We start from the raw sequence: 23,503 nt of genomic DNA, 5'->3' as shown, positions 1-23,503 counted from the left end.
CGTCAGTCCGCTTCGCGCGACATGTCCGGCCACAGCAGCGGGTTCGGCGAACTGCGCTGGTAGCCGGCCTCGTTCATCAGCAGATCGAGCGTGAGGCTCGCGAGATCGTCCGCCAGCGGCTCGAACGCGTAGTCCTTTTCCTGGTAGCCGATCTTGCGATACGTCTTGCACTCGTCGCACGACTCGGCCTTGACCGCTTCGCTGCCGCCCTCGATCCCGTGGTATGCAATGCCCTTCGTCGAGTCGCAGTGCGAACATTTCGTGCGCACCATGTGCCACTCGGTCGTGCAGAGCCCGCACTGCAGGAAACGGTAGCCCTGGAACTGGCCGCCGACGCGCACGACGCTCGCGACCGGATGCGAGCCGCACACCGGGCACAGCCCCGGCTGGTCGAGATACGGAATGTCGGCCGGCGCGACGCGGCCGGCGAGATCGGTCCACACGACCTGCAACGCGGCCATCAGGAACGGCGCGGTGGCCGGGTCGACTTCGGCGAAGCGCAGCGCGAGGATCGCGTCGGCCTGCGCGTCCAGTTCGGCGGGCGACATCAGGCGCAGCCGGTCGAGCAGCTTCGCGAGCGACGGATTGACGAGCCCGGCGCTGTCGACGCGATCGAGCAGTTCATACAGCACGGCCCGCCACTGCGGATTGCGCTCGCCGTCGAGCGCCGGCACGAGCGGCATCGAATGCTGCTGCGCGCGTGCGATCGCTTCCGGCGACGGCAGCGGCAGGTTCAACTGCTGCAGCGTCGCGTGCTGCGCGTCGGCGACGGTGGCCATCAGCCGCAGGTAGCCGCTGATCGGGTTCAGGTCGGCAAGCTTGCGCAGCCGCGCGCCACGCGCCGCGAATGCGGTGCCACGCTCCGGCAGGCGAAAGCGGGGAATGGCGGAATGATCGAGCGCCGAGATCTCGGTCGGTTCGAGAATGCGTTGTGTCACAAATATGTCTTCCAAAAGAACAAGCGCCGACGGATCGGCGCTTTTCAGGCGGTTCCGACGGTGGCGGAGCGATACGCCGCGATGGCGAGCCGCCCCGCTCCGGTGCGCTACTTCACGCTTTCACGGAACCACTTCGGGTGATGCTTGCGTGCCCAGCCCAGCGTGACGGTGCCGCGCACCATCGCGCCGATCGAGCCCTTCACCCACAACGCCGCGTAAATGTGCACGATGATGCTCGCGATCAGCACGAACGCCGCCACTGCATGCACGACGGCCGCCGCGCGGATCACCTCGATCGGGAAATAGAACGAGAAGTAGCGCCGCCAGATCACGATCCCGGACAGCAGGAGCAGCAGCAGACATGCCACCAACGTGAAGAATAGCAGCTTCTGTCCGGCGTTATAGCGCCCGACCGGTGGCAGCTTGTCTTCCTGGTTGGTCAGCACGTCGCCGATCTGCTTCAGCCATTGACGATCGTCCGCGTCGAGCGCGTTGTGGTGCCAGAACCGCACCACGAGAATCGCGAACGACACGAACATCACGAGACCGACGAACGGATGCAGGATCCGCGTCCACTGGCCGCCGCCGAACAGCGCGGTGAGCCAGAACATCGACGGATGGAACAGCGCGAGCCCGGACAACGCGAGCAGCACGAACGTGATCGCGGTGATCCAGTGGTTCGTGCGCTCGTTCGGCGTGTAGCGGACGATCAGATTGGGGTCGTCGTGCTTCATTTTGCGTCCTCCTTGATGCGTCGCGCCTCGTCGCGGGCGGCGGCTTCTTCCTCGTCGCTGACTTCGTTCGGACCGACCCGCGTGTAGTGGAAGAACCCGGCCAGCGCGGTCAGCGCGAGACCGGCGACCGCCAGCGGCTTCGCGATCCCCTTCCACAGCTTCACCATCGGGCTGATCGACGGATTGTCGGGCAGGCCGTGATACAGCGACGGCTTGTCCGCGTGGTGCAGCACGTACATCACGTGCGTGCCGCCGACGCCCTGCGGGTCGTACAGCCCCGCATGCTCGAAGCCGCGCTCCTTCAGGTCCTCGATCCGCTCGGCCGCGTGCTGCTTCATGTCCTCCTTGGTGCCGAACACGATCGCGCCCGTCGGGCAGGTCTTCACGCAGGCCGGTTCCTGGCCGACCGCGACGCGGTCGGAACAGAGCGTGCACTTGTACGCGCGATGATCCTTCTTCGAGATCCGCGGCACGTTGAACGGGCAGCCGGTCACGCAATAGCCGCAACCGATGCAGTTCTCCTCGTGGAAATCCACGATCCCGTTGTTGTACTGCACGATCGCGCCCGGCGACGGGCATGCCTTCAGGCAGCCCGGATCCTCGCAGTGCATGCAGCCGTCCTTGCGGATCAGCCATTCGAGGTCCCCGGCCGGGTTCTCGTATTCGGCGAACCGCATCACCGTCCACGAGTGCTCGGTCAGGTCGGCCGGGTTGTCGTACACGCCGACGTTCGTACCGATCTCGTCGCGCAGGTCGTTCCACTCCATGCATGCCGTCTGGCATGCCTTGCAGCCGATGCACTTCGATACGTCGATCAGCTTCGCGACGCTCCCGGTCACCGGTTCGCGCACCGTGGGCGGCGGCGTCGTGGTGGCCGAGACGCGCTTGATATCCAGCGATTGCAATGCCATCTCTTCCCCCTTACGCCTTTTCGACTTTCACCAGGAACGACTTGAATTCCGGTGTATACGAGTTGCCGTCGCCGACGGACGGAGTCAGGGTATTGGCGAGATAGCCGGGCTTCGCGAGACCCTTGAAGCCCCAGTGCAACGGGACGCCGACCGTCTGGACCTTCTTGCCTTCGATCATCAGCGGCTTGATCCGCTTCGTGACGAGGGCGACCGCGACGATGTAGCCGCGCTTGGACGACACCTTCACGCGCTCGCCGTGCGCGACGCCGACTTCCTTCGCGAGGTCTTCGCCGATCTCGACGAATTGCTCGGGCTGGATGATCGCGTTCAGCCGCGCATGCTTGGTCCAGTAGTGAAAATGCTCGGTGAGCCGGTAGGTCGTCGCGACGTGCGGGAACTCGGACACCTTGCCGAACGACGCGCGATCGTCCGCGAACACGCGGGCGGCCGGGTTGTTCAGCGCCAGCGGGTTGTCAGGGTGCAGCGGGTTCGCGGCGAGCGGCGTCTCGAACGGCTCGTAGTGCTCGGGGAACGGACCTTCGTTCATCCCCGCGCGCGCGAAGAAGCGCGCGACGCCTTCCGGGTTCATGATGAACGGATTCATCCCGTTCTCGGGCGGTTCGTCGATCTTGAAGTCCGGTACGTCGGCCCCCTTCCACGCGCTGCCGTTCCAGCCGATCAGCTTGCGGGTCGGGTCGAACGGCTTGCCGCTCACGTCGCACGACGCGCGGTTGTACAGGATCCGCCGGTTCGCGGGCCACGCCCACGCCCAGTTCAGCGTCTGGCCGATGCCGGTCGGGTCGGCGTTGTCGCGCCGCCCCATCTGGTTGCCGGCCTGCGTCCACGCCCCGCAGAAGATCCAGCAGCCGCTCGCGGTCGTGCCGTCGTCCTTCAGTTGCGCGAACGCGGCGAGCTGCTCGCCCTTCTTCACGAGCACCTTGGCCGGATCCTTCGGATCGGTCAGGTCGGCGAGCGCGCGCCCGTTGAACTCCATCGCGAGCTCTTCGGGCGTCGGGCTTTCCGGGTTCGCGTACGGCCACGTCAGGTTCAGGATCGGATCCGGATACTTGCCGCCGTCGGTCTGATACATCTTGCGCATCCGCAGGAACAGCCCCGACATGATCTCGAGATCGCTCCTCGCCTCGCCCGGCGGCTCCGTGCCCTTCCAGTGCCATTGCAGCACGCGGCTCGAACTCACGAGCGAGCCGTTCTCCTCCGCGAAACACGTGGTCGGCAGGCGGAACACCTCGGTCTGGATCTTCGACGCATCGACGTCGTTGAAGTCGCCGTGATGCTTCCAGAACTCGGACGTCTCGGTCGCGAGCGGATCCATGATCACGAGCCACTTCAGCTTCGCGAGGCCCGCGGCCGTCTTCACCTTCGACGGCGCCGCCGCGAGCGGGTTGAAGCCCTGGCAGATGTAGCCGTTCATCTTGCCGGCATTCATCAGCTCGATCGCCTGCAGCAGGTCGTACTGCTTGTCCAGCTTCGGCAGGTAGTCGTAGCCCCAGTTGTTCTCGGCGGTCGCCGCATCGCCCCACCACGACTTCATGAAGCTGACGTGGAACGCCTTGTAGTTCTTCCAGTAGCTCAGCTGATTGGGCCGCAGCGGCAACTGCACGCGCTTCTTGATGTATGCGTCGAAGTCCTGCTCGGCCTGCATCGGCAGCGTCATGTAGCCCGGCAGCAGGTTCGACATCAGCCCGAGGTCGGTCAGCCCCTGGATGTTCGAGTGGCCGCGCAGCGCGTTCATCCCGCCGCCGGCGATGCCGATGTTGCCGAGCAGCAGCTGCACCATCGCGCCGGTGCGAATGATCTGCGCGCCGATCGAGTGGTGCGTCCAGCCGAGCGCGTACAGCACCGTGCCGGCGCGGCCGGGAACGGCCGTCGTCGCGAGCATCTCGCACACCTTCAGGAATTTCTCGTTCGGCGTGCCGCAGACCTGCTGGACCAGGTCCGGCGTATAGCGCGCGTAGTGCTGCTTGAGCAGGTTGTAGACGCAGCGCGGATGCTGCAGCGTCGGGTCGACCTTCGCGAAGCCGTCGTCGCCGAGCTCGTAGTCCCAGCTCGATTTGTCCGGATACGCGTGTTTCTCCGCGTCGTAGCCGGAATAGATGCCGTCGTTGAACGCGAAGTCCTCGCGCACGATGAACGAGAAGTCCGTGTAGTGCTTCACGTACTCATGCTGGATCTTGTCGTTCGTCAGCAGATAGTTGATGACGCCGCCCAGGAAGACGATGTCGGTGCCGGTGCGAATCGGCGCGTAATAGTCGGCCACCGAGGCCGTACGCGTAAAGCGCGGGTCGACGACGATCAGCCGCGCCTTGCGGTGCGCCTTCGCCTCCGTCACCCACTTGAAACCGCACGGATGGGCCTCGGCTGCATTGCCGCCCATCACGAGAATCACGTCCGCGTTCTTGATGTCGACCCAATGGTTCGTCATCGCTCCACGGCCAAACGTCGGGGCAAGACCTGCCACCGTCGGGCCATGTCAGACACGCGCCTGATTGTCGAATGCGAGCATCCCGAGGCTGCGGACAGCCTTGTGCGTCAGGTAACCGACTTCGTTGCTGCCCGCCGACGCGGCCAGCATGCCGGTCGTGAGCCAGCGATTGACCTTCGCGCCGTCTTCGGCCGTCTCGACGAAGTTCGCGTCGCGGTCGGCCTTCATCAGCTTCGCGATCCGGTCGAGCGCGTCATTCCACGAGATCGGTTCCCACTTGTCCGAGCCGGGCGCGCGATACTCGGGGTGCGTCAGGCGGTTCGGGCTGTGGATGAAGTCGATCAGGCTCGCGCCCTTCGGGCACAGCGTGCCGCGATTGACGGGGTGATCGGGATCGCCTTCGATGTGGATGATGCTCGGCTGCGCATTCTTCGCGCCGTCGCCAAGGCCGTACATCAGGATGCCGCAACCCACTGAACAGTATGGACAGGTGTTGCGCGTTTCGGTGGTGCGCGCCAGCTTGTACTGTCGGACTTCGGCAAGCGCTTCCGTCGGAGAAAAGCCCATCAGGGCAAGACTCGATCCGGCAAGCGACGTGGCCGTCACCTTCAGGAACTGGCGCCGGGACATTTGTAGCATGATGGTCTCGACGGTTTTGTGGGGTAGGGAGAAACTGAAAGGATTATAGACAGTCAGCGCAACTATGATGGAATCTTCGGATCAATACTGATTTGTCTGATCCGCCGATATCCGCGGTCAGCACACCACCGAACCGTCATGAAACGACAGATCACCTCGGAAGCCACCCGTCTCGCGCAACAACAGGCCAACTGGGCACTCAACGCATTCAAGCGTTTCTCCTCCGACCGCTGCTCGGCGATGGCCGCGAGCATCGCGTTCTTCTCCGCGTTCTCGCTCGCACCGACGCTCGTGATGGTGATCGCGGTGGCCGGCTGGTTCTACGGCGACGATGCCGCGCGCGGCCAGGTGTTCGAGCAGGCCCATCAATTGATCGGCGACGATGCCGCGGCCAGCATCCAGACCATCGTGCAGAACGCGCATCGCGCAGGCGAGCGCGGCGGCATCGCGACGCTGATCTCGTTCGCCGCGCTCGCGATCGGTGCGTCGGCAACGTTCGCGTCGCTGAACACGGCGCTGAGCGTGATCTGGCCGAGCACCGAAAACCGCTGGTCGAGCATGCTCGGGCTCGTGCGCGTGCGGCTGGTTTCGTTCGGGCTCGTGCTCGGCGTCGCGTTCCTGCTGATCGTGTCGCTCGTGCTCGACACCGCGATCACGTTCGTCGGCACCTGGCTGCTCGGCAATTCGCCGTATGTGGTCGTCACCAACCTGCTGCAGTTCTTCGTCGGCATCGCGGTGCTCGCGGGCGCGTTCGCCGCGCTGATGAAGTTCCTGCCCGACGCGCGCGTCGCATGGCGCGACGCGGCAGTCGGCGGGATCGTGTCGGCGATCCTGTTCTCCGGCGGCAAGAAGCTGTTCGCGCTGTATCTCGCGCATGCGGGCACGGCGAGTGCGTTCGGCGCGGCCGGATCGTTCGCGGTGTTGCTGATGTGGCTGTACTTCTCCGCCGCCGTGCTGCTGCTCGGCGCGGAATTCGCGGCCGCGCGCGGCGCGGCGCACCGCGGCGCAGGCAACGTCGCAGCCGCATCCCTATCGACATCGGCGTCAACGGGTCGCGCCACCGATCGCGCTCGCGACAGCTGATTCCGCCCGCCCGCTTCGCCCGCAGCCGCGCCTCGCGCGTGCCGCACGCGTCGCCCTGCTCGCCCTACGCCGCCGCTTTTCTTTTCGCAACCATCCTGCCCACCGTGCGCGCCTGCATGTCGATGCGTCCGTGCATCGGCGCGCGATGCGCGCTGCAACGGCAAACGTTTGCTCGCCTCGATTTCCATGCGCCAACCGGCGAAATTCGCCCGTCTGTTGCCGGGCGCATCGATCATTGCAACAATCGCAGCGCAGCAATTGTCAACTATTTCAAAAAGAGGAATAGTCCTTGATGTGCTTGATATATATGGACTTTTTCTCGCTGTTACCTTTTCGAGACACTTTATTTTTTAAGCTTTCTTGCCGGTATGGCACTGAGCTATTCTCCAATCCGCAACAAATAACGAATGACGAATCATTTGCGTGGAGATACTCAACGATGAAGAAACTCGCTCTCTCGACCCTCTCGCTCGCCCTGCTGGGCGCCGCTGGCGCTGCTCACGCTCAATCGAGCGTGACGCTGTACGGCGTGATCGATACGTCGATTGCTTACGTTCACGGCAATGACGGCCAAGCCAACAACTCGTGGCAAATGCTGTCGGGCAACCTGCAAGGCAGCCGCTTCGGCCTGAAGGGCGCAGAAGACCTCGGCGGTGGCCTGAAGGCGATTTTCCAATTGGAAAACGGTTTTGATCCGGGCTCGGGCCGCCTGGGCCAAGGCGGCCGCATGTTCGGCCGTCAGGCATTCGTCGGCCTGCAAAGCAACCAGTACGGCACGCTGACGCTGGGCCGCCAATACGACCCGATCGTCGATCTGGTCCAGGCAGTCACGGCTGACAACTACTTCGGCAGCACGTTCGCAACGCCGGGCGACGTCGACAACAACGACAACTCGCTGCGCGTCAGCAACGCGATCAAGTACACGTCGCCGGTCTGGGCAGGCTTCCAGCTCGAAGGCATGTACGCTCTCGGCGGCGTCGCGGGCAAGACGGGTTCGGGCCAGACGTGGTCGGTCGCAGCGGCATACAACAACGGCCCGGTCGGCGTTGCCGCAGGCTACTTCTACGCAGCCAACCCGTCGCCGACGGTCGCTGGCGTGCGCACGGGCTGGGGCTCGACGACGTCGGACAACATCATCGACGGCCCGATCAACGCAGGTTACGTGACGGCGAAGTCGATCGCGATCGCACAGGTCGCAGGTCAGTATGCAATCGGCCCGGTGACGGTCGGCCTCGGCTACAGCAACGCGCAATACAAGCCGGACGCATTCTCGGCCTTCGGCTCGAGCCAGAAGTACAACACGGGCCGTGGCTTCGTGACGTACCAGGTTACGCCGCCGCTGCTGCTGGGCCTTGGCTACTCGTACACGAAGGCAAGCGGCAACACGGACGCCAAGTACCATCAGGTTTCGCTGGGCGGCGACTACTCGCTGTCGAAGCGCACGGACATCTACCTGGTCGGCGCATACCAGCACGCAAGCGGTACGCAGCTGAACGCCGATGGCACGACGTCGGCAGCGCAAGCTTCGATCGGCTCGTACGGCATCGCCGGCACGAAGTCGCAGGAAATGGTCGCTCTCGGCCTGCGCCACAAGTTCTAAGAAGTACGTTTCCGGTGTGCATGGCGTCTCCGACGCCATGCCGCCGAACTGCAAAACCAGTCATCGGTTTCGGCCATGGCTGGTTTTTTTTCGTCCGTCGCCAGCGGCCCCGTGGCGGGCTGCCGCGACGCGCCGGCCCATCGGGAGCGACAACGGGCCGCAAGCGGTTCCCGGCCCGTCTGTGACGCGCCGGAGGCGCGTCTGCGCGCATCCGGGCACGTCGCCCGATGCCCCGCCCTCCATTCGATCGCCGTGCGCGTTGCGCGATCCGAGCGACTATCCTTCGACGTGTCGATTTCGGCAGGCTTCATCCGTCGTATCGATGGCGGCATGCACGCAGGCTGCCGCAGCCCTATCGACCGTTGACAGGAGACACACCATGACGATTCAGAAGATCACGCCGTTCCTCTGGTACTCGACGGAAGCCGAGGAAGCCGCGGCCTTCTATGCAGGCATTTTCCCGAACTCGCGCGTCGTGCGCGTCACGACGGTGTCCGGCGCCGGCGGCACGCGAATGGTCGAATTCGAGCTGTTCGGCCAACCGTTCATCGCGATGAGCCACCCGCGCACGGAGACGTTCAACCACGCGATCTCGCTGATGATCAGTTGCGCCGACCAGGCGGAACTCGACCGCTACTGGAGCGCGCTGCTCGAGAACGGCGGCACGGCCGACAACTGCGGCTGGTTGCGGGACCGCTACGGCGTCTCGTGGCAGATCGTTCCGGACGCGCTGATCCCGATGATGGCCGACCGCGACGAGGTCAAGGCCGCACGCGTGGCTGCAGCGATGATGCAGATGACGAAGTTCGATGTCGCCGCGTTGAAGGCGGCGTATGAGGGCTCGGCGGGCTGACATCGTGCCATCGGTGCGACGCGTGCGTCGCGAGGCGCGGGGACGTTCGTGCCGCGCGGGTCGATTCGTTCATGACCGTCGGCGCAGGATGCCTCTGCCGAGGCGTTGCGTCGCGTCGCGTCGCGTCGCGTCACGTGGCGATTCAATCCCGGACAATGGTTGCGCGCCATGCCGACAGCTTCGGTTCGACGGTCCATTCGTCACACGTCGCGCATCGCGCGTCGCGAACGAATGCCGCAGCCGGTTCGCCGGACAGCGATCGCGTCATCGCCGTCGCTGCGCAACCAGTCGGCGCGCGCGACCGTGACGACCGGCGCGTACGCATCGGAGCGAGGCGCTCCACTCCGCTCGCGGCGGCGACGTTCTCGATCGATGATTCCGCAGAGCGCGGTGCTCGCTGTGCCGAACACCTGTGCAAATGCGAGCACGACGTCGCATTCGTTGCCGCACCGGCCTGGTTTCACATCCCGCTGCGCGACGGTAGCGAGAAGCAAGGCGACCGTCTCGCACACGGGTATCGGCTCGAACGAGGCGGCGACGCGCGGAGCATCCCTTCATCGACAGAATCGCCAGATCGCGATCGCCGCATGCCAACCCGGCGATACCGGCAACACAACACGAATCGCGGCGCGACGACCCCCCCGAATTGAAATGCGCGCCGCGCCGAACGATGCCTCGCCACTGCATTGCCGCGCACGGTGACGGTTACTTCCGTCCGGCGTACCCATACGCTGCGCCCGCTCGTCCTCCGGCACCGGCACATCCGGCGACGTCGATCATCGGCGAGCAACGCGCACAAGTTCACTGCGCGATGCCGCAACGTCGATGTCGCCGTGCGATTTCCGCTTGCCATCGCGCACCGCGCCAATCGCGCGAATCGCATACAGCGCCGCGCCGACATGCCGCCCGATCGCGACGCGCGCGGCAGTCAAGCTGCCGGCGAACTCGACGGCAACAGCAGCGTCCCGACTCGTAAAACGAGGCTCGCACGGCTACGCATGAACAACAGACTGCGCGGCAAAACAACCCGCGAGCGCATGCGCCGCATCCACCATCCGCACATACGGCACGCAGCCGAGAATACGCATCGCGCGACACGAGGTCGCACACCGCGCCTCGACCACCCCCCGATTTGCGCAGCGCAATAAAAATCCCCGCACGCTTTCGCGTACGGGGATCGTCGGACATCGCAACGATCGCCGACCTGCGGTCGACAACCGTTACGCTGCATTACGCAGCCGCGTCCTTCAGCTTCTTCAGCGCACGTGCCTTCACGCGCACGCTGGCCGGCTTTGCCGGGAACCAGCGCTCTTCACCCGTGAACGGATCCTTGCCGAAGCGCTTCTTCTTCGCCGGCACGACTTGCGCCGTGATCTTCAGCAGGCCCGGCAGCGTGAACTCGCCCGCGCCCTTCTTGTGAACCGAGCCCAGCACGACGTTTTCGAGTGCGACAAGCACTGCCTTGACCGCCTTCACTTCGACAGCCGCGCGCTCGGCGATGTGCGTTGCGAGCGATGCCTTCGTGAACTTGTCCTTCAGCGGCGTCGGAGCAGCCGGTGCTGCCTTCGCGACAGCCTTCTTGGCTACTACTTTCTTCGCGGGCGCAGCCTTTTTGGCAGCCACTTTCTTGGTGGCCGGTGCGGCAGCCTTCTTGGCCACCTTTTTTGCGGAAGTCGCCATGTTTCTCCTACCAGGTGTGGTCGTTGGATACACGAAGCGTGCAACGCGCGCGCTTCAACGCCGGATTCTACAAGCGCCTTGACGCTTCGTGCAGTACTTTTATGCGTTTTCGCGGGGTTTCCCGCAGGTTTTGTTGCGCCCGACCGACTTCGCCGACGCTCGAGCATCGAAAAACGTCGTCACGTATAACGTCCGAACCGGAATTACGTTCGATATTTGCGCACCTATACTGACCTCGCTCAGTGCCCCGGATGCCTTCATGCGCGAAGTCAGATACGTCAAAGGACTCGACGGCCTGCGAGCCATCGCCGTCATCCTCGTTTTCCTGTCCCACAAGGGCCACGTCCTCGCTGTCGACGTGGGCAAGCTCGGCGTGTGGACGTTTTTCTTCATCAGCGGATTCCTGATCGTCGGCGAGCTTCATCGCAACCGTCAGGCGATCGAGCGCGGCACGATGACGCGCCGCCATGCACTCGCGCTGTTCCTCGCGAAGCGCGCGCTGCGGATCTTTCCCGTCTACTACCTGCTGCTCGCCGCGCTCGCGATCGCGCATGCGCTGTTCTACCAGCGCGGCGTCAATCTCGGGCTCGCGTGGCACGCGACGTTCCTGTCGAACTACTGGATCGGCGTGGTCAAGGACGGCTGGCCGGGTTCCACGTCGCACTTCTGGAGCCTCGCGGTTGAGCAGCAGTTCTATCTGATTGCGCCGCTGACGCTGCTCGCCGTGCCTGCGGCGCGACACGTCCGGCTCGGCATCGCGGCCGTCGCGGCATGCGCGCTCGCGCATCTCGCGCTCTATGCAGTCGACGCGTCGCCGGTGCTGATCTACGCGTTTTCCCCGTGGAATTTCGCGCTGATCGCGCTCGGCGGCATCGGCGCGATGGCGCTCGCCGATCGCGGTCCGGCCGTCGCACGCCGCATTCCGCCCGGCTGGCTCGGCGCCGCCGGCGTCGTGTTCTTCCTCGTGCTGCCCGCGCTCACGACGCTGCCCGACCTCGTGACGGGGCTCGCGGATCTCGGCCTGTCCGCATCGCTCGGCTCGCTGATGCTGTGGATCGTCACCGAACCCGATCATCCGGCCGTGTCGCTGCTCGACCGGGCGCCGCTCGTCTATCTCGGCACGATCAGCTACGGCTTCTACCTGTTCCACAACCTGATTCCGGCGCGCTTCGGCGTGCTGCCGGCAACGTTCGCGCACGTGCCGATCCCGGCGCTCGTCCGGGACGTCCTGCCTGAAATGCTGCAGTTCGCGCTCGCCGTGCTGCTCGCGCATCTGTCGTGGCGCTACCTGGAAAAGCGCCTGCTCGATTTCAAGAAACCGGTCGCCGCGATGCTGGCACGGTACTTCGTCGCGCGGCCGAGCACGTCGCCGCGCTGAGCGGGAAGCCGGCGTCGAGAACGTCGAGCGGGAAACGCGTGGTGCGACGCGCGCTGCGGGTACGCGGAAACGGCGCGGTGCAGAACGCGGGAACGGCACCGGACATGCGTTGCACCGGCGGCTCCAGGTTTCAATGCGGCGGGCAGTCAGCGATCCTGCATCGACATCGCAGTGAACGCGGGCAGCCGTTGCACCACGCGAACGTCGATCAAACAGCGATCAGTCAGCGCGCCGGCACCGGTTTCAGTCGAACCGGAAATCCTGACGAACGCGGCACGCACCGCAAGCCGAGCCGCGCGCCGGTACGCCAGGGGCGCACCCGTTCTCGCTCGCCCCGCATCCGCCCGGCTTCAGCCCGGCCGATCGTCCGCCGCCCGCCATCCGCCCCGCTTCGCCCGGACGCAAAAAAGCCCCGACGCGCAAGGCAGCCGGGGCCAACGGAACAACCACCACCTGAAACAACGGAGCAGCGCGGCTGCTTATGCGACAGCAGCCAGCGCGGGCAGGCAGGTACGCAGATACGCCTCGAATTCGCGGCTCACTTCCGGATGCTGGAGGGCGAGCTCGACGGTCGCCTTCAGGTAACCGATCTTGCTGCCGCAATCGAAACGCGTGCCGAAGTAGCGATACGCGAGCACCTGTTCGTGCGCGAGCAACGACTGGACGGCGTCGGTGAGCTGCAGTTCGCCGCCCGCGCCCGGCTTGAGCCGGCGCAGGTGATCGAAGATCGTCGGCATGAACACGTAGCGGCCGACCACGCCGAGGTTCGACGGCGCATCTTCCGGCGCCGGCTTCTCGATGATGCCGGACAGCTTGATGATGTCCTCTTCCCATTCGCGGCCTTCGACGACGCCGTACGAGCGGCTGTCCTCGCGCGGGATCGTCTCGACTCCGATCACCGAGCTGTGATAGTGGTCGAACACGTCGACGAGCTGCTTGAGCACCGGCTGCTCGCCGTGCAGCAGGTCGTCGGCGAGAATCACCGCGAACGGCTCGCCATGCACGAGCTTTTCCGCGCACAGCACCGCGTGGCCGAGGCCGAGCGCTTCCGGCTGGCGCACGTAGAAACAGTTCACGTTGCTCGGCTTGATGCCGCGCACGAGTTCGAGCAGCTTTTCCTTGCCGCGCGCCTCGAGTTCGGCCTCGATCTCGTACGACTTGTCGAAGTGATCCTCGATCGCGCGCTTGCTGCGCCCGGTCACGAAGATCATCTCGGTGATACCGGCGTTGATCGCTTCCTCGACCGCGTACTGGATCAGCGGCTTGTCGACGACGGGCAGCATTTCCTTCGGGCTCGCCTTCGTTGCCGGGAGGAACCGCGTGCCGAGACCGGCGACGGGGAACACGGCCTTGGTGACTTTCAACATGTTCGCATCCTGATTGCGTTGACTGCGCCGCGTCGACCTGCGACCCGGCGCGGTTGTTTTCCGAACGGCATATCGAGAATCGACGGCGCGGCCAATTTCACTCCGCTCATTTTCGATATGGACCGATTGCCCACCATTTCCGAAAAAGAGATAATCAGCCGACCCGGTCGATATTGCCGCACCCATTGCCGAAGCAGAAACAAATTACCGATTTTCCGGATACAAATGCTTACGATTCGAATTCCTCGATATACGGGACGCTACCCCGTTCGAGACCGGAGCGAATCGGCTCGTTCTTCAGCGCCTCGCGATACGCCGACAGCACGGCCATGACCAGCAGTACTGCCGCGCTCGCGATCCAATGCATGTCCATCTTGCCGCTCCTTGCATCAATCAACCGGAGCTTCAAACTAACAGAAAAAAATCGGCAAATAATTGCAGCGGCTTCGAAACCGCTTTCAGAACGGGAATAAAACCATTATGCGAAATACCATTATTTCCCGTCGCGATTTTTTTATTCATTCGATCGAATTCTTGCGCATTACGATTGGACCATCCCCTTCATCCGTCGCAAGGAATCGAATCGCATGCAAGCTTTCAGCGGATCGTCTTTGACTGCGCCGCCCGTCGCCGACCACAAGGAACACGTGATCGACGCGATGCGCGGATTCGCGGCGCTGCTCGTCGCCTATTTCCATTGCCGCCAGGTCGTCTGGGTCGGCATGCAGAGCTTCCATCGCGCTTACGGTCACGCGCTGGACCCGAGCGTGATCGTCGGCTACCTGACGTTCCCGTTCGCGTGGGGCTCGGCCGGCGTGCCGATCTTCTTCGTGATCAGCGGCTACTGCATTCACCGCAACGCGGCGCTGAAGTTCGCGGCCAACCCGGCGTACCGGCTCGACGCGCCGAATTTCTGGGCGCGCCGCTTCGCGCGCATCTATCCGGTGCTGCTCGCCGCGCTGCTGTTCACGCTCGCGCTCGACGCGATCAGCCTGCAGATCGCGCCGGTCAGCCACAAGATCCGCGACATCGGCATCACCGCATTCCTCGTGAACCTGTTCTCGCTGCAGGGCGTCGCCGGTTATACGTACGGGTCGAACGGCGCGCTGTGGACGCTGTCGCTCGAAGTGCAGTTCTACGTGGTCTATCCGCTGCTGTTCGCGCTGCGCCGGCGCGTCGGAATGCCGGCCATCGTCGCGGGCGTCGCGCTCGTCAACGTCGCGTCGGCGCTGCTGCTGGAGCGGCACGACCTGCAGTTCTTCACGTCGTACTGGCTGTCGTGGACGATCGGCGCGTGGATCGCCGACGTGCGCGCGCAGCCGGCGCGCGGTACGCCCGCCGTGCCGTCGCGCGCGTGGTACGGCGCGGCCGCCGTGCTGCTCGCCGCGGGCTGCGGCGCGTTCCATTTCGGCCAATACGGCGCGTTCCAGCTGTGGGCGGCCGGCTTCGCGTGCTTCCTGTACCGCGCGCTCGCGTGCCCGCCGCACCCGACGCCGCTGCTGCGCGTGCTCGGCCGGTTCGGCGACTTCAGCTACTCGCTGTACCTGATTCACCTGCCGCTGTTCGTCTGCCTCGGCTCGGTGCTGTTCCATTCCGAGCTGCAGCTGTCGATCTGGCCGTCGCTCGCGTTCATGGCCGCGGCGATTCCGGTCGCGTACCTGTTCTACCGGCTGTTCGAACGGCCGGCGATGGCGTGGTCGGCGAGCCTGAAGCCGACGCGCGCGGCCCGGGTCGTCGCATCGGCGCCCGAGCAGGCCGCCTGAGCGCGTCGTGACGGCGCTCCGGCCCCCGTGCGGCTTCTGGCTGCGCGGGGGTTTTTCATGGCGCGTAGCGGCGCGAGAATGCGTTCCCGCGCCAAGGCGTGACGCGCGCCACGTAGCAACGCACCCGACCGGCGCATAACGGCCGCTTCGGCCGCTTGTCGGCTGCCCAGCCCGTCGGCCTCGCCCTCGACCGCGGGGCCGTACGGCGACACCGCTCGCGTCCCGAAAGGCGATTCCGGTCGAGGCGGCTGCCGGCCGCACACCCGCCGAACGAGCATCTACCGGCCCCGACAAGAAAACCATGCGTGCCGCGCAGCAAGCGCCCGCCCGCCCGCAAAGCAAAACAAAGCCCCCATGCGGCGCAATACCGCATGAGGGCTCGTTTTTCCGCCGACTCGCGCCGGCACGCATGCTTACTGCTTCTTCTTCGCCTTCGCAGCCTTCGCGGTATCCGCGAGAATCTTCTCGACCCGCTCCACATAGGTCTCGGTGCCGAACCGGCGCACCGCCGTCGCCCGCCCGCTCGCGACGAGCCGCGCGCGCAACGCGGCGTCGCGCTGCAGCTTGCCGAGCGCATCGGCCAGCGCGCTCGCGTCGCCCGGCTCGCACAGCAAGCCGTTTTCGCCGTCCTCGATGATCTCGACGACCCCGCCCGCGCGGGCCGCGACCACCGGCCGGCGCGCCAGCATGCCCTCGACGATCACGCGCCCGAACGGCTCGGGCGTGATCGACGTATGCGCGACCACGTCCACCGCCTTCATGCACGCGGCCACGTCGCGCTGGAAACCGAGGAAATGCACGCGTTCGTCCATGCCGTGACGCGCGACGGTCTCGTGCAGTTGCGCAGCGTATTCGTCCTCGCCGAACAGCGGCGCGCCGACCAGCACCACGTGCATGTCCGGATGCCGCGCGGCGGCCTCGAGCAGCAGATGCTGCCCCTTCCAGCGCGCGAGGCGGCTGAACGAGCCGACCAGCCATGCATGCTCGGGCAGCCCGAAGCGCGCGCGCAGCGCGGCCTGGCTGACGTCGTCCAGCGCGTCGAACGGCTCCGCGGAAATCCCGTTGAACACGACGTCGACATGCTGCGGCGTGAAGCCCGTCAGCGTGCGAAACGCCTGCGCGGACGCATCGGAATTCGCGATCACGCGCGTGACGCCCAGGCACGCGCAGTATTTGATCGCCATCAACTGCTTGCCGCCGAAATGGTCGTCGCTGACGATGTCGCGCAGGTGCCAGACCACCGGCTTGCGCGCGAGCCGCCCGGCCAGCGCGGCGACCACCATCGCGCGCTGCGTGTTCGCGTAGATCACCTCGGCGCGGCGCGCACGCCGCGCGACGTCGCGCACCATCCCGACGAGCTGCTTCACCGCGCCGGCCGACACGCCGCCCTGCTTGCGCACGCCGGCGAGCGCGCCCTGGTCGAGCACGTCGACGCGTGCGCCGACCTCGTCGAGCGCCGCGCGAAACGGGCCGTCGTCGAACAGCAGCACGTCGGCGTTCGCGCGCATGTGCTTCATGATTTCGAGCAGCGACAGCTCGGCGCCGCCGAGCACGCCGCTCTGGTCGAGCACGAGCGTCGCCGGGCCGCGCGCGGCCGGCATCGGCGCTGCGGCCGGGCCGCGCTGCGCGGTCGAGCCGGGCAGCGCCGCCTCCACGTAGTCGAGAAAGCGCCGCCGGAACGTGTCGGCGGAAAAGCGCTCCGCGTTGGCGCGGCACGCCGTCGGCGTGAAGCGCTGCGGCGCGCGCTCGAAATCGTCGACTGCCGCGACGATCGCATGCGGCGTCTGCTCGTCGAAGAACAGCCCGGTCGGGCTCCCGTGCGACTGCGGCTCCAGCACGGTTTCGAGCGCACCGCCCTTGCCGTACGCGATCACGGGCGTACCGCAGGCCTGCGCCTCCACAACCGAAATCCCGAAATCTTCCTCGGCCGCGAACACGAACGCCTTCGCACGCCGCATCCGGTCGTGCAGCACCGCGAACGGCTGATAGCCCATGATTTCGACGTTCGGGCCGGCCTTCGCGCGGATCTTCTGCATCTCCGGGCCGTCGCCGATCACGACGAGCTTGCGCTCCGGCGTGCGCGAGAACGCGTCGACGATCAGGTCGATCTTCTTGTACGGCACCATCCGCGACGCGGTCAGGTAGAAGTCGTCCTTCGTCTCGTTCAGCGAGAAGCTGTCGACGTCGACCGGCGGGAAGATCACCGCCGCATCGCGGTGATAGACCTTCTTGATGCGCCGCGCGATGAACGCGGAATTCGCGACGAAGCCGTCGACCGCGTTCGCCGTGCGCGTGTCCCAGTTGCGGATGTAGTGCAGGATCATCCGCGCCAGCAGCGACTTCGGCCCGTGCGTGAGATTCGACTGCTCCAGATACTGGTGCTGCAGGTCCCACGCATAGCGGATCGGCGAATGCACGTAGCTGATGTGCACCTGGTCCGGCCCCGTCAACACGCCCTTCGCGACCGCATGGCTGCTCGAGATCACGAGGTCGTACCCGGACACGTCGAGCTGCTCGATCGCGAGCGGCATCAGCGGCAGGTAGCTGCGGTACTTGGTGCGCGCGAACGGCAGCTTCTGGATGAACGACGTCGTCACCCGCTTGCCGCGCACGAACGCGCGATCGTCGAGAAAGTCGACGAGGCTGAACAGGTCCGCGTCGGGAAAGCACGCGACGATCTGTTCGAGCACGCGCTCGGCGCCCGCATACGTGACGAGCCAGTCGTGGACGATCGCCACGCGCAGCGGGCGGGACGCATGGCGTGCGCCCGCCTGCCCGGCCGATTCGGCACGGCGCCGCGCGGCGGCGCCGGCTTCGGCCACGGCGCCGTCGGCCGTGGCGATGTTCAGGATGGCGTGTTCCGCCAGATCGCGATTCATGTTGTTTTCCTCGCATTGAGACGGACGAACAGGTCGCGCACGAGCGCGCGCAGGCCCGGCGTCATCGTGAGCGACCACGCAAGGTTGAGCACCAGCACGACCGCGCACATGCCGATCGACTCGCCGAGCCCCGACCACGCCTGCGCGAGAAACAGGCTCGCGAGCAGGAAGGCGAGATGCGCGAGCATGTCGAGCACGATCGCGCGCATCCGGATCGCCGACAGGTACAGCAGCACGCCGTAGTCGACCAGCGCGCGCGTGGCGACGACGACCGCCGCCCCGATCAGCCCGAAGTGATGAATGCCGAACCACAGGCCGCCGACGAAGAACGGCATCTCGACGAGGCCCGCGAATGCGGCACGCGCCGGGTTGACCTGAGACTGGATCAGGATCCGCGTGACGCTCGCCTGACCGACGAGCCACACGCTGATCACCAGCACGCGGCCGACCGGCGCCGAATGCGCGGCGAGATCGGCGCCGACCCACAGCGTGAGGAACGGCGCGAGCGCGAAGATCGCGACGATGCCGACCGGCGTGAATACCCCGTTCAGGAATTCGAGCGACTGGCGCGCGAGCGTGTCGGCGTGATCGCGGCCGACCGCCGACAGGCGCGGAAACAGCGTGCGCACCAGCGCGTTCGGCAGCATGTTCAGCCGCGTGACGAGGTTCTGCGGCACCGTGTAGTACGTGACGAACTTCGCGCCCATGCCGGCGCCGAGCATCACGCGATCGAGCGTGTCGGCGATCATGCTGGCCGTGCTCGCGATCAGCATCCAGCCGCCGAAGTTGAACAGCCCTTTCGCGGTGCCCCACTGCGGCGGATCGATGCGCCGGATCCCGAGCACCTTGATGCTCGCGTGACCGAGCATCACCGCCGCGATCAGCCGCGCGACGACCGCCGCGGCCAGCACCGTCTGCAGGTTGGGCGCGATCCACCACGCGGCGCCGAGCGGCAGCAGCTGGAACAGGAACGTGCCGATCGTCTGGTTCGTGTTGAACACGCCGAACCGCTCGGCGCCGTTGATCGCGCCGGCGAACACCCACGACACGTTCGCGAGCGGAATCGCGAGCGCGAGCCACGGCAGCGCGAGATACACCTCGTGCTGCATCGCCGCCGACACTTTCGTGAAATACGCGGTGTAGACGAACGCGCCGAAGTAGATCAGCAGCCCGCCCGCGATGCCGGTGCCGAGGTTCAGCCAGAACGCGCTCCAGAACACGCGCGCGCTTTCGTCCTCGTTGCCGCTCGCGAGCGCCTTCGAGATGTGGTTCTGCGCGGCCATGCTCATCCCGAGATCGAGGATCCCGAAATAGCCGATCAGCGTCCACACGAGGCTCACGACGCCGTAGCGTTCGACGCCGAGCGCGTGAATATAGGCGGGCACCGTCACCAGCGACACGAAGGTCGGCAGGATCAGCCCGATGAAGTTGATCGAAACGTTCTTGAGTATGCCTTTGTCCATGCTTTAGCCCATGGGCCCGTTACGGTTTCCAGCGGTACATGAGCACCTTGCCGCGTGCGTCTTCCTCGACGAACACCAGGTATTCGCCGTTCTCGCGCCGGAACGCGCTGATGCCGAACGGCACGTCGACCCAGCCCGACGCCTTGCCGACCGCCGCGCCCGGACTCATCACGCCGACTTCCTTGCCGGTTTCCTTGTCGTACACGTGGATCTTGCCGACCGGCTCCACCGTGAAGATGTAGCGGCCCTCGACCGTGATCCCGATCAGGTCGAAGATCGGCTTCGCATCGAGCTGCCACGGCAGCGCGACCGTGTAGCGCACGACCGGCGAGCCGGTCGACCACTTGTCGAAGCGCACCAGCACGCGGCCGACTTCCTTGTTGATGCCCGGTTGCGGCGGCGCATCGGCCGTATAGCCCGTCACGTACAGCGTGTCCGTCTGCGGCTCGTAGATCGCGCGGCGCAGCTGCGTGAACGGCTGCGGCATCGGATAGGTCGTGACCTTGTCGTACGCGTAGATCGGGTTGCCGGCCTTGTCGACGCCGCCGTAGCGGAAGCGGTGGATGCCGCGCACGTCGCTCGTGCGCCAGATGTCGCCCTTCGTGTCGACCCACCAGCCCCAGCCGCCCGCCTTCGCCTTGCCGGTCGTGTTGATCTCGAACTCGTCCGCGTCGATGCGGCCATTGCCGTTCGCGTCGCGCCAGATCCAGTCGCCGCCCGGCGGCTTGTTCGGCACCTGGTCGACCGGCCGCGCGCGGCCCGCGATCAGGCCCGACGGAATCGCGACCTCGCCGTCGCGCTTCGCGTCGAAGCGGTAGATCTTCAGGTGATCGGCATACATGTCGGTCAGGTACAGGAACGTACGGCCGTCGACGCGCCGCGCGAACGGCATGCCGGGATACTGATCCGTGTGGAACACGGGATCGTCCGGATACTTGAAGCGGTTCGACAGGAAGCCGACGTATTTCCAGTCCTGGCCGGGCGGCTTCGACAGGTCGAGCTCGAAGCGCTTGTTGCCCGTGTACACGCTGTTCGGCCGCGCGGGGTCGAGCCACGCGCCGTCGACGAACAGCAAGCCCTGTACCTGCCAGCGCAGCTTGCCGTCCGGCGTGTAGCTTTCGAGCACCGCGCCGAGCCCCGCGCCGATCGTGTCGTGGTGCGGGCCGATCCCGTTCGTCGACACATAGATGTTGCCCTCGCGATCGACGCCCACGCCCGTCAGCCCGTTGAAGCGCTGCGGCCCGGGGCGACCCGGCACCGGGCCCGCGAAGATGCCGCCGCGCTCGCCGAGCGTGCCGGACGCCGCGTAGCCCTTGCCGCCTTTCGAAAAAATCAGGATTTGCTGGCGCGGGCCGTTGTCCGCGACCAGCACGCGCCCTTTCGCGTCGACCGCCACGTCCACCGCGTCGGCGCCGTCGGGCAGCGCGGGCGCGTCGTCGAGCTTGCGGCCGTCGGCGCGCACGTGCACGAGGTGCGCGGGCCCGCTGACCGTATCGGTGAGCAGCCACAGCGTGCCGTCGCCCGCGAGCGCGATGCGGCCCGGCTCGTGCGCGCTCCAGGTAGCCTTCTTCTGCATCGTCTCGGCGTCGTACACGTCCACCGCGTCATGCGACGGATTCGTCGCGAACAGCGTCTTGTCGTCCGCCGCGAGGCCGCCCACCTCCGCTTTCAGCCCGCCCACTTCCGACCGGGCCGGGGCCGGCACCTCGTTGACCATCATGAAGCTCGCGGCCATTCGCGCGCGGCCGGCATCGGCGCGCCCGCCGGGCGCGACCTGCGGCGCGGCGCGAAACGGCGCCGGCTGCTTCATGTCGCCGATCGTGCGCCGCGAGATGCCGAACCACTGCTTGCCCTTGTCCGGCCAGATGCCCGGCGACTGCAGATGGCCACGTTCGTTGCCGACGCCGATCGCGACATACGCGTACTTGCCGTTCACCGCGATCGCACTGCCGCCGAGGTTGCCCCAGCCGTGCGTGCCGCCGGCGAAGCCGAGCATCTTTCCGTCCTGGTAGACGCTCGCCTCGGCGCCGCTCTCGTCCCACGGCGCATTCGTATACACCTTGCCGTCGGGCGTCACCGCGATCGCGCGGATGTCGATCTGCGTCCAGCTGCCGTCGCCATAGCCGAACGTGTTGCCGATCCACGAGGTCGTGGCGGGCAACACCGTTTCGGCCGGTGCGGCGCTCGCCGTCACCACCGCGCACACCGTCATGCCAACCAGAATCAGACGTCGCAATGCGCTCTCCAGACTTGATGCGGAAGCGACCGGCGCCGCGGCGTGCTGCATGCCCGGATGACCTGTCGCTAAATAGGTTTCAAACGTCGCGATGCAGGTTACAAGCAAAAATAATCACAAGAAATTTGGAAATATTTGGGGATGTTTCCGCCTGAAATATCGATCCGGAACAAATGGGAAAATGGCCGGCAATGCGGAAATAACGACCACCTTTCACGCACCGATCCGTAGAAAATGCCGCTCCGGCACGCCCCGTGTGGCGCCCAGCCTGCAAACCTTTCATGTCGCGATTGAAACCGCCGTCATTCGCACGTTTTCAGCCGGATAAATGACATGCGTTTTTTTGCCGATTTCTTTTCCCTAGAATCGATTTCGACTCAATATTTCATTTAAAAGGCATGCATTACGTTCACGCATCGAATGCGCGGCGCGCCACGGCTTCGGCCGCGCGTCGCGAAGGAGCGGCGCGATGACGGGCAGCGCGCAAACCGCCAACCTCGCCCCGCCGCAACACGGCCGTATCGTGCAGCTCGACGGACTGCGCGCGATCGCCGTGGGCGCCGTGTTCCTGCAACACGCGCTGAAGGCGCCGCTGTGGATGGGCGTCGACCTGTTCTTCGTGCTGAGCGGCCTGCTGATCACCGGCATCCTGCTCGATCGCAAGGCGCGCGGGCAATCGTACTTCAGCCACTTCTACGCGCGCCGCGTGCGCCGGATCCTGCCGCCGTACGTGCTGCTGCTCGTCGTGTCGACGCTGCTGTTCGGGGCGAGCTGGCTGCCGCACTGGCCATGGTTCGCGTTCTTCTCGACCAATATCGGGCTGTCGCTCGGCAGCATCGGCCATGACAGCCTGAACGTGCTGTGGTCGCTCGCCGTCGAGGAGCAGTTCTACATCTTCTGGCCGTTCGTCGTGCTGTGGTGTTCGGAGCGCGCGCTGCTGTGGGTCGCCGCCGCGCTGATCGTCGCGGCGCCCGTGCTGCGCGCGATCGCGACGCCGTGGTTCGATTCGTTCTGGCCGATCTACTACCTGACGCCGTTCCGAATGGATCTGCTCGCCGCCGGCGCGCTGCTCGCGATCGTGCTGCGCCGCGACCGCCGCGCGCTGGAGCCGTTCTATCCGCTCGCGATCGTCGGCGCGCTCGTGTCGCTCGCGATCCTCGCGTGGCTGCACCTGTCGTTCCCGCGGTTCCGCGCGGCGAACACGCCGGTGTCGAACGCCGCGCTCTACAGCATCTCGCTGCTGCTGTGCACGTCGATCGTCGTGATCGCGCTGCGCGGACGCGGCCTCGTGCAACGCGTGCTGACGAACCCGCTGCTCGTCTACGTCGGCACCGTCAGCTACACCGTGTACCTGATTCACCTGAGCGTGCTGTACGCACTGTGGCCGCTGCACCTGAACCGCTTCGTGACGGCCGCGCTCGCGCTCGCGATCACGCTCGCGTACGCCACGCTGAGCTGGTACGGCTTCGAGCGGCGCCTCACGCGCGGCCCCGCGCGCCGCACGCTGCCGGCCGCCGCCAGCACGACCGCCTGACT

The 23,503-nt window shown here is 65.9% G+C and carries 19 protein-coding genes; 6 read left to right on the top strand and 13 right to left on the bottom strand.

Annotation, left to right across the window (positions count from 1 at the left end):
• Positions 1–2: 2 nt before the first annotated feature.
• The 4 genes from fdhE to fdnG all read right to left on the bottom strand — a co-directional run bounded on the left by fdhE (position 3) and on the right by fdnG (position 5,665).
• Positions 3–938, bottom strand: a complete 936-nt coding sequence (fdhE, locus tag DCN14_RS05225) for a formate dehydrogenase accessory protein FdhE (RefSeq protein ID WP_172441894.1) — start codon at positions 936–938, stop codon at positions 3–5.
• A gap of 107 nt (positions 939–1,045) precedes the next feature.
• On the bottom strand, positions 1,046–1,672 hold the full coding sequence (locus DCN14_RS05220; RefSeq protein ID WP_096503886.1) for a formate dehydrogenase subunit gamma: 627 nt from the start codon (positions 1,670–1,672) through the stop codon (positions 1,046–1,048).
• Positions 1,669–2,583, bottom strand: coding sequence for a formate dehydrogenase subunit beta (gene fdxH / locus DCN14_RS05215; RefSeq protein ID WP_096503888.1), 915 nt, complete (start codon positions 2,581–2,583; stop codon positions 1,669–1,671). The genes DCN14_RS05220 and fdxH overlap by 4 nt, the downstream gene beginning before the upstream one ends.
• A 10-nt stretch (positions 2,584–2,593) precedes the next feature.
• Entirely contained in the window at positions 2,594–5,665 is a 3,072-nt protein-coding gene (gene fdnG, locus DCN14_RS05210; protein WP_096503890.1) for a formate dehydrogenase-N subunit alpha, read from the bottom strand.
• 138 nt (positions 5,666–5,803) lie between these two features.
• Here fdnG and DCN14_RS05200 point away from each other — a divergent pair, with 138 nt between their 5' ends.
• The 3 genes from DCN14_RS05200 (at position 5,804) to DCN14_RS05190 (ending at position 9,201) form a co-directional block, all read left to right on the top strand.
• Complete coding sequence (locus DCN14_RS05200) at positions 5,804–6,748, top strand: YihY/virulence factor BrkB family protein (protein WP_096503892.1); 945 nt, start codon at positions 5,804–5,806, stop codon at positions 6,746–6,748.
• A 439-nt stretch (positions 6,749–7,187) separates the two neighbouring features.
• Positions 7,188–8,348, top strand: coding sequence for a porin (locus tag DCN14_RS05195; protein ID WP_096503894.1), 1,161 nt, complete (start codon positions 7,188–7,190; stop codon positions 8,346–8,348).
• 379 nt (positions 8,349–8,727) lie between these two features.
• Complete coding sequence (locus tag DCN14_RS05190) at positions 8,728–9,201, top strand: VOC family protein (RefSeq protein WP_096503896.1); 474 nt, start codon at positions 8,728–8,730, stop codon at positions 9,199–9,201.
• Positions 9,202–9,401: 200 nt separating this feature from the next.
• Here the strand turns inward: DCN14_RS05190 and DCN14_RS05185 are convergent, their stop codons facing one another.
• The 3 genes from DCN14_RS05185 to DCN14_RS05180 all read right to left on the bottom strand — a co-directional run bounded on the left by DCN14_RS05185 (position 9,402) and on the right by DCN14_RS05180 (position 10,881).
• Positions 9,402–9,713 carry a hypothetical protein gene (locus DCN14_RS05185; protein WP_096503898.1) on the bottom strand — a complete coding sequence of 104 codons (312 nt, stop codon included), beginning with the start codon at positions 9,711–9,713 and terminating at the stop codon, positions 9,402–9,404.
• 264 nt (positions 9,714–9,977) lie between these two features.
• Positions 9,978–10,133, bottom strand: coding sequence for a hypothetical protein (locus tag DCN14_RS37860; RefSeq protein WP_162826175.1), 156 nt, complete (start codon positions 10,131–10,133; stop codon positions 9,978–9,980).
• Positions 10,134–10,431: 298 nt separating this feature from the next.
• Positions 10,432–10,881, bottom strand: a complete 450-nt coding sequence (locus DCN14_RS05180) for an HU family DNA-binding protein (protein ID WP_011548077.1) — start codon at positions 10,879–10,881, stop codon at positions 10,432–10,434.
• A gap of 259 nt (positions 10,882–11,140) precedes the next feature.
• Between DCN14_RS05180 and DCN14_RS05170 the strand changes: the two genes are divergently transcribed.
• Complete coding sequence (locus DCN14_RS05170; protein WP_096503903.1) at positions 11,141–12,259, top strand: acyltransferase; 1,119 nt, start codon at positions 11,141–11,143, stop codon at positions 12,257–12,259.
• Positions 12,260–12,738: 479 nt separating this feature from the next.
• Here DCN14_RS05170 and galU read toward each other — a convergent pair whose 3' ends face one another.
• Positions 12,739–13,626 carry a UTP--glucose-1-phosphate uridylyltransferase GalU gene (gene galU / locus DCN14_RS05165; RefSeq protein ID WP_096503905.1) on the bottom strand — a complete coding sequence of 296 codons (888 nt, stop codon included), beginning with the start codon at positions 13,624–13,626 and terminating at the stop codon, positions 12,739–12,741.
• 229 nt (positions 13,627–13,855) lie between these two features.
• A complete protein-coding gene (locus DCN14_RS38375; protein WP_172441895.1) occupies positions 13,856–13,999 on the bottom strand; it encodes a hypothetical protein in 144 nt (47 codons plus the stop codon).
• Positions 14,000–14,213: 214 nt separating this feature from the next.
• On the opposite strand from DCN14_RS38375, the gene DCN14_RS05155 reads away from it, so the two are divergent.
• On the top strand, positions 14,214–15,389 hold the full coding sequence (locus DCN14_RS05155) for an acyltransferase (RefSeq protein ID WP_096503909.1): 1,176 nt from the start codon (positions 14,214–14,216) through the stop codon (positions 15,387–15,389).
• Positions 15,390–15,802: 413 nt separating this feature from the next.
• Here the strand turns inward: DCN14_RS05155 and DCN14_RS05150 are convergent, their stop codons facing one another.
• The 4 genes from DCN14_RS05150 to DCN14_RS37855 all read right to left on the bottom strand — a co-directional run bounded on the left by DCN14_RS05150 (position 15,803) and on the right by DCN14_RS37855 (position 22,250).
• The gene (locus tag DCN14_RS05150; RefSeq protein WP_162826174.1) at positions 15,803–18,268 is read right to left on the bottom strand and encodes a glycosyltransferase family 4 protein; all 2,466 of its coding nucleotides are present in this window, start codon (positions 18,266–18,268) and stop codon (positions 15,803–15,805) included.
• Entirely contained in the window at positions 18,265–19,731 is a 1,467-nt protein-coding gene (locus tag DCN14_RS05145) for a flippase (RefSeq protein WP_096503913.1), read from the bottom strand. The genes DCN14_RS05150 and DCN14_RS05145 overlap by 4 nt, the downstream gene beginning before the upstream one ends.
• 19 nt (positions 19,732–19,750) lie before the next feature.
• The gene (locus tag DCN14_RS05140) at positions 19,751–21,943 is read right to left on the bottom strand and encodes a hypothetical protein (protein ID WP_162826206.1); all 2,193 of its coding nucleotides are present in this window, start codon (positions 21,941–21,943) and stop codon (positions 19,751–19,753) included.
• 103 nt (positions 21,944–22,046) lie between these two features.
• Complete coding sequence (locus DCN14_RS37855) at positions 22,047–22,250, bottom strand: hypothetical protein (protein WP_162826173.1); 204 nt, start codon at positions 22,248–22,250, stop codon at positions 22,047–22,049.
• 186 nt (positions 22,251–22,436) lie between these two features.
• On the opposite strand from DCN14_RS37855, the gene DCN14_RS05135 reads away from it, so the two are divergent.
• A complete protein-coding gene (locus tag DCN14_RS05135; RefSeq protein ID WP_096503917.1) occupies positions 22,437–23,501 on the top strand; it encodes an acyltransferase in 1,065 nt (354 codons plus the stop codon).
• Positions 23,502–23,503 lie beyond the last annotated feature (2 nt).

Source organism: Burkholderia sp. IDO3 (genome assembly GCF_003366075.1).
GTDB lineage: Bacteria > Pseudomonadota > Gammaproteobacteria > Burkholderiales > Burkholderiaceae > Burkholderia > Burkholderia anthina.
Note: the sequence above shows the minus strand (reverse complement) of the source record. Positions and strands in the feature narration are given on the sequence as shown.

Bases quoted from the DNA above. Each gene is read 5' to 3' on its own strand.
- fdxH (WP_096503888.1), bottom strand. From the start codon at position 2,583: ATGGCATTGCAATCGCTGGATATCAAGCGCGTCTCGGCCACCACGACG.
- DCN14_RS05200 (WP_096503892.1), top strand. From the start codon at position 5,804: ATGAAACGACAGATCACCTCGGAAGCCACCCGTCTCGCGCAACAACAG.
- DCN14_RS05140 (WP_162826206.1), bottom strand. From the start codon at position 21,943: ATGACGGTGTGCGCGGTGGTGACGGCGAGCGCCGCACCGGCCGAAACG.
- DCN14_RS05195 (WP_096503894.1), top strand. From the start codon at position 7,188: ATGAAGAAACTCGCTCTCTCGACCCTCTCGCTCGCCCTGCTGGGCGCC.
- DCN14_RS37855 (WP_162826173.1), bottom strand. From the start codon at position 22,250: ATGAAAGGTTTGCAGGCTGGGCGCCACACGGGGCGTGCCGGAGCGGCA.
- DCN14_RS05145 (WP_096503913.1), bottom strand. From the start codon at position 19,731: ATGGACAAAGGCATACTCAAGAACGTTTCGATCAACTTCATCGGGCTG.
- DCN14_RS05150 (WP_162826174.1), bottom strand. From the start codon at position 18,268: ATGAATCGCGATCTGGCGGAACACGCCATCCTGAACATCGCCACGGCC.
- DCN14_RS05135 (WP_096503917.1), top strand. From the start codon at position 22,437: ATGACGGGCAGCGCGCAAACCGCCAACCTCGCCCCGCCGCAACACGGC.
- DCN14_RS05190 (WP_096503896.1), top strand. From the start codon at position 8,728: ATGACGATTCAGAAGATCACGCCGTTCCTCTGGTACTCGACGGAAGCC.
- DCN14_RS05155 (WP_096503909.1), top strand. From the start codon at position 14,214: ATGCAAGCTTTCAGCGGATCGTCTTTGACTGCGCCGCCCGTCGCCGAC.
- DCN14_RS05220 (WP_096503886.1), bottom strand. From the start codon at position 1,672: ATGAAGCACGACGACCCCAATCTGATCGTCCGCTACACGCCGAACGAG.
- DCN14_RS05180 (WP_011548077.1), bottom strand. From the start codon at position 10,881: ATGGCGACTTCCGCAAAAAAGGTGGCCAAGAAGGCTGCCGCACCGGCC.
- DCN14_RS05170 (WP_096503903.1), top strand. From the start codon at position 11,141: ATGCGCGAAGTCAGATACGTCAAAGGACTCGACGGCCTGCGAGCCATC.
- galU (WP_096503905.1), bottom strand. From the start codon at position 13,626: ATGTTGAAAGTCACCAAGGCCGTGTTCCCCGTCGCCGGTCTCGGCACG.
- DCN14_RS38375 (WP_172441895.1), bottom strand. From the start codon at position 13,999: ATGGACATGCATTGGATCGCGAGCGCGGCAGTACTGCTGGTCATGGCC.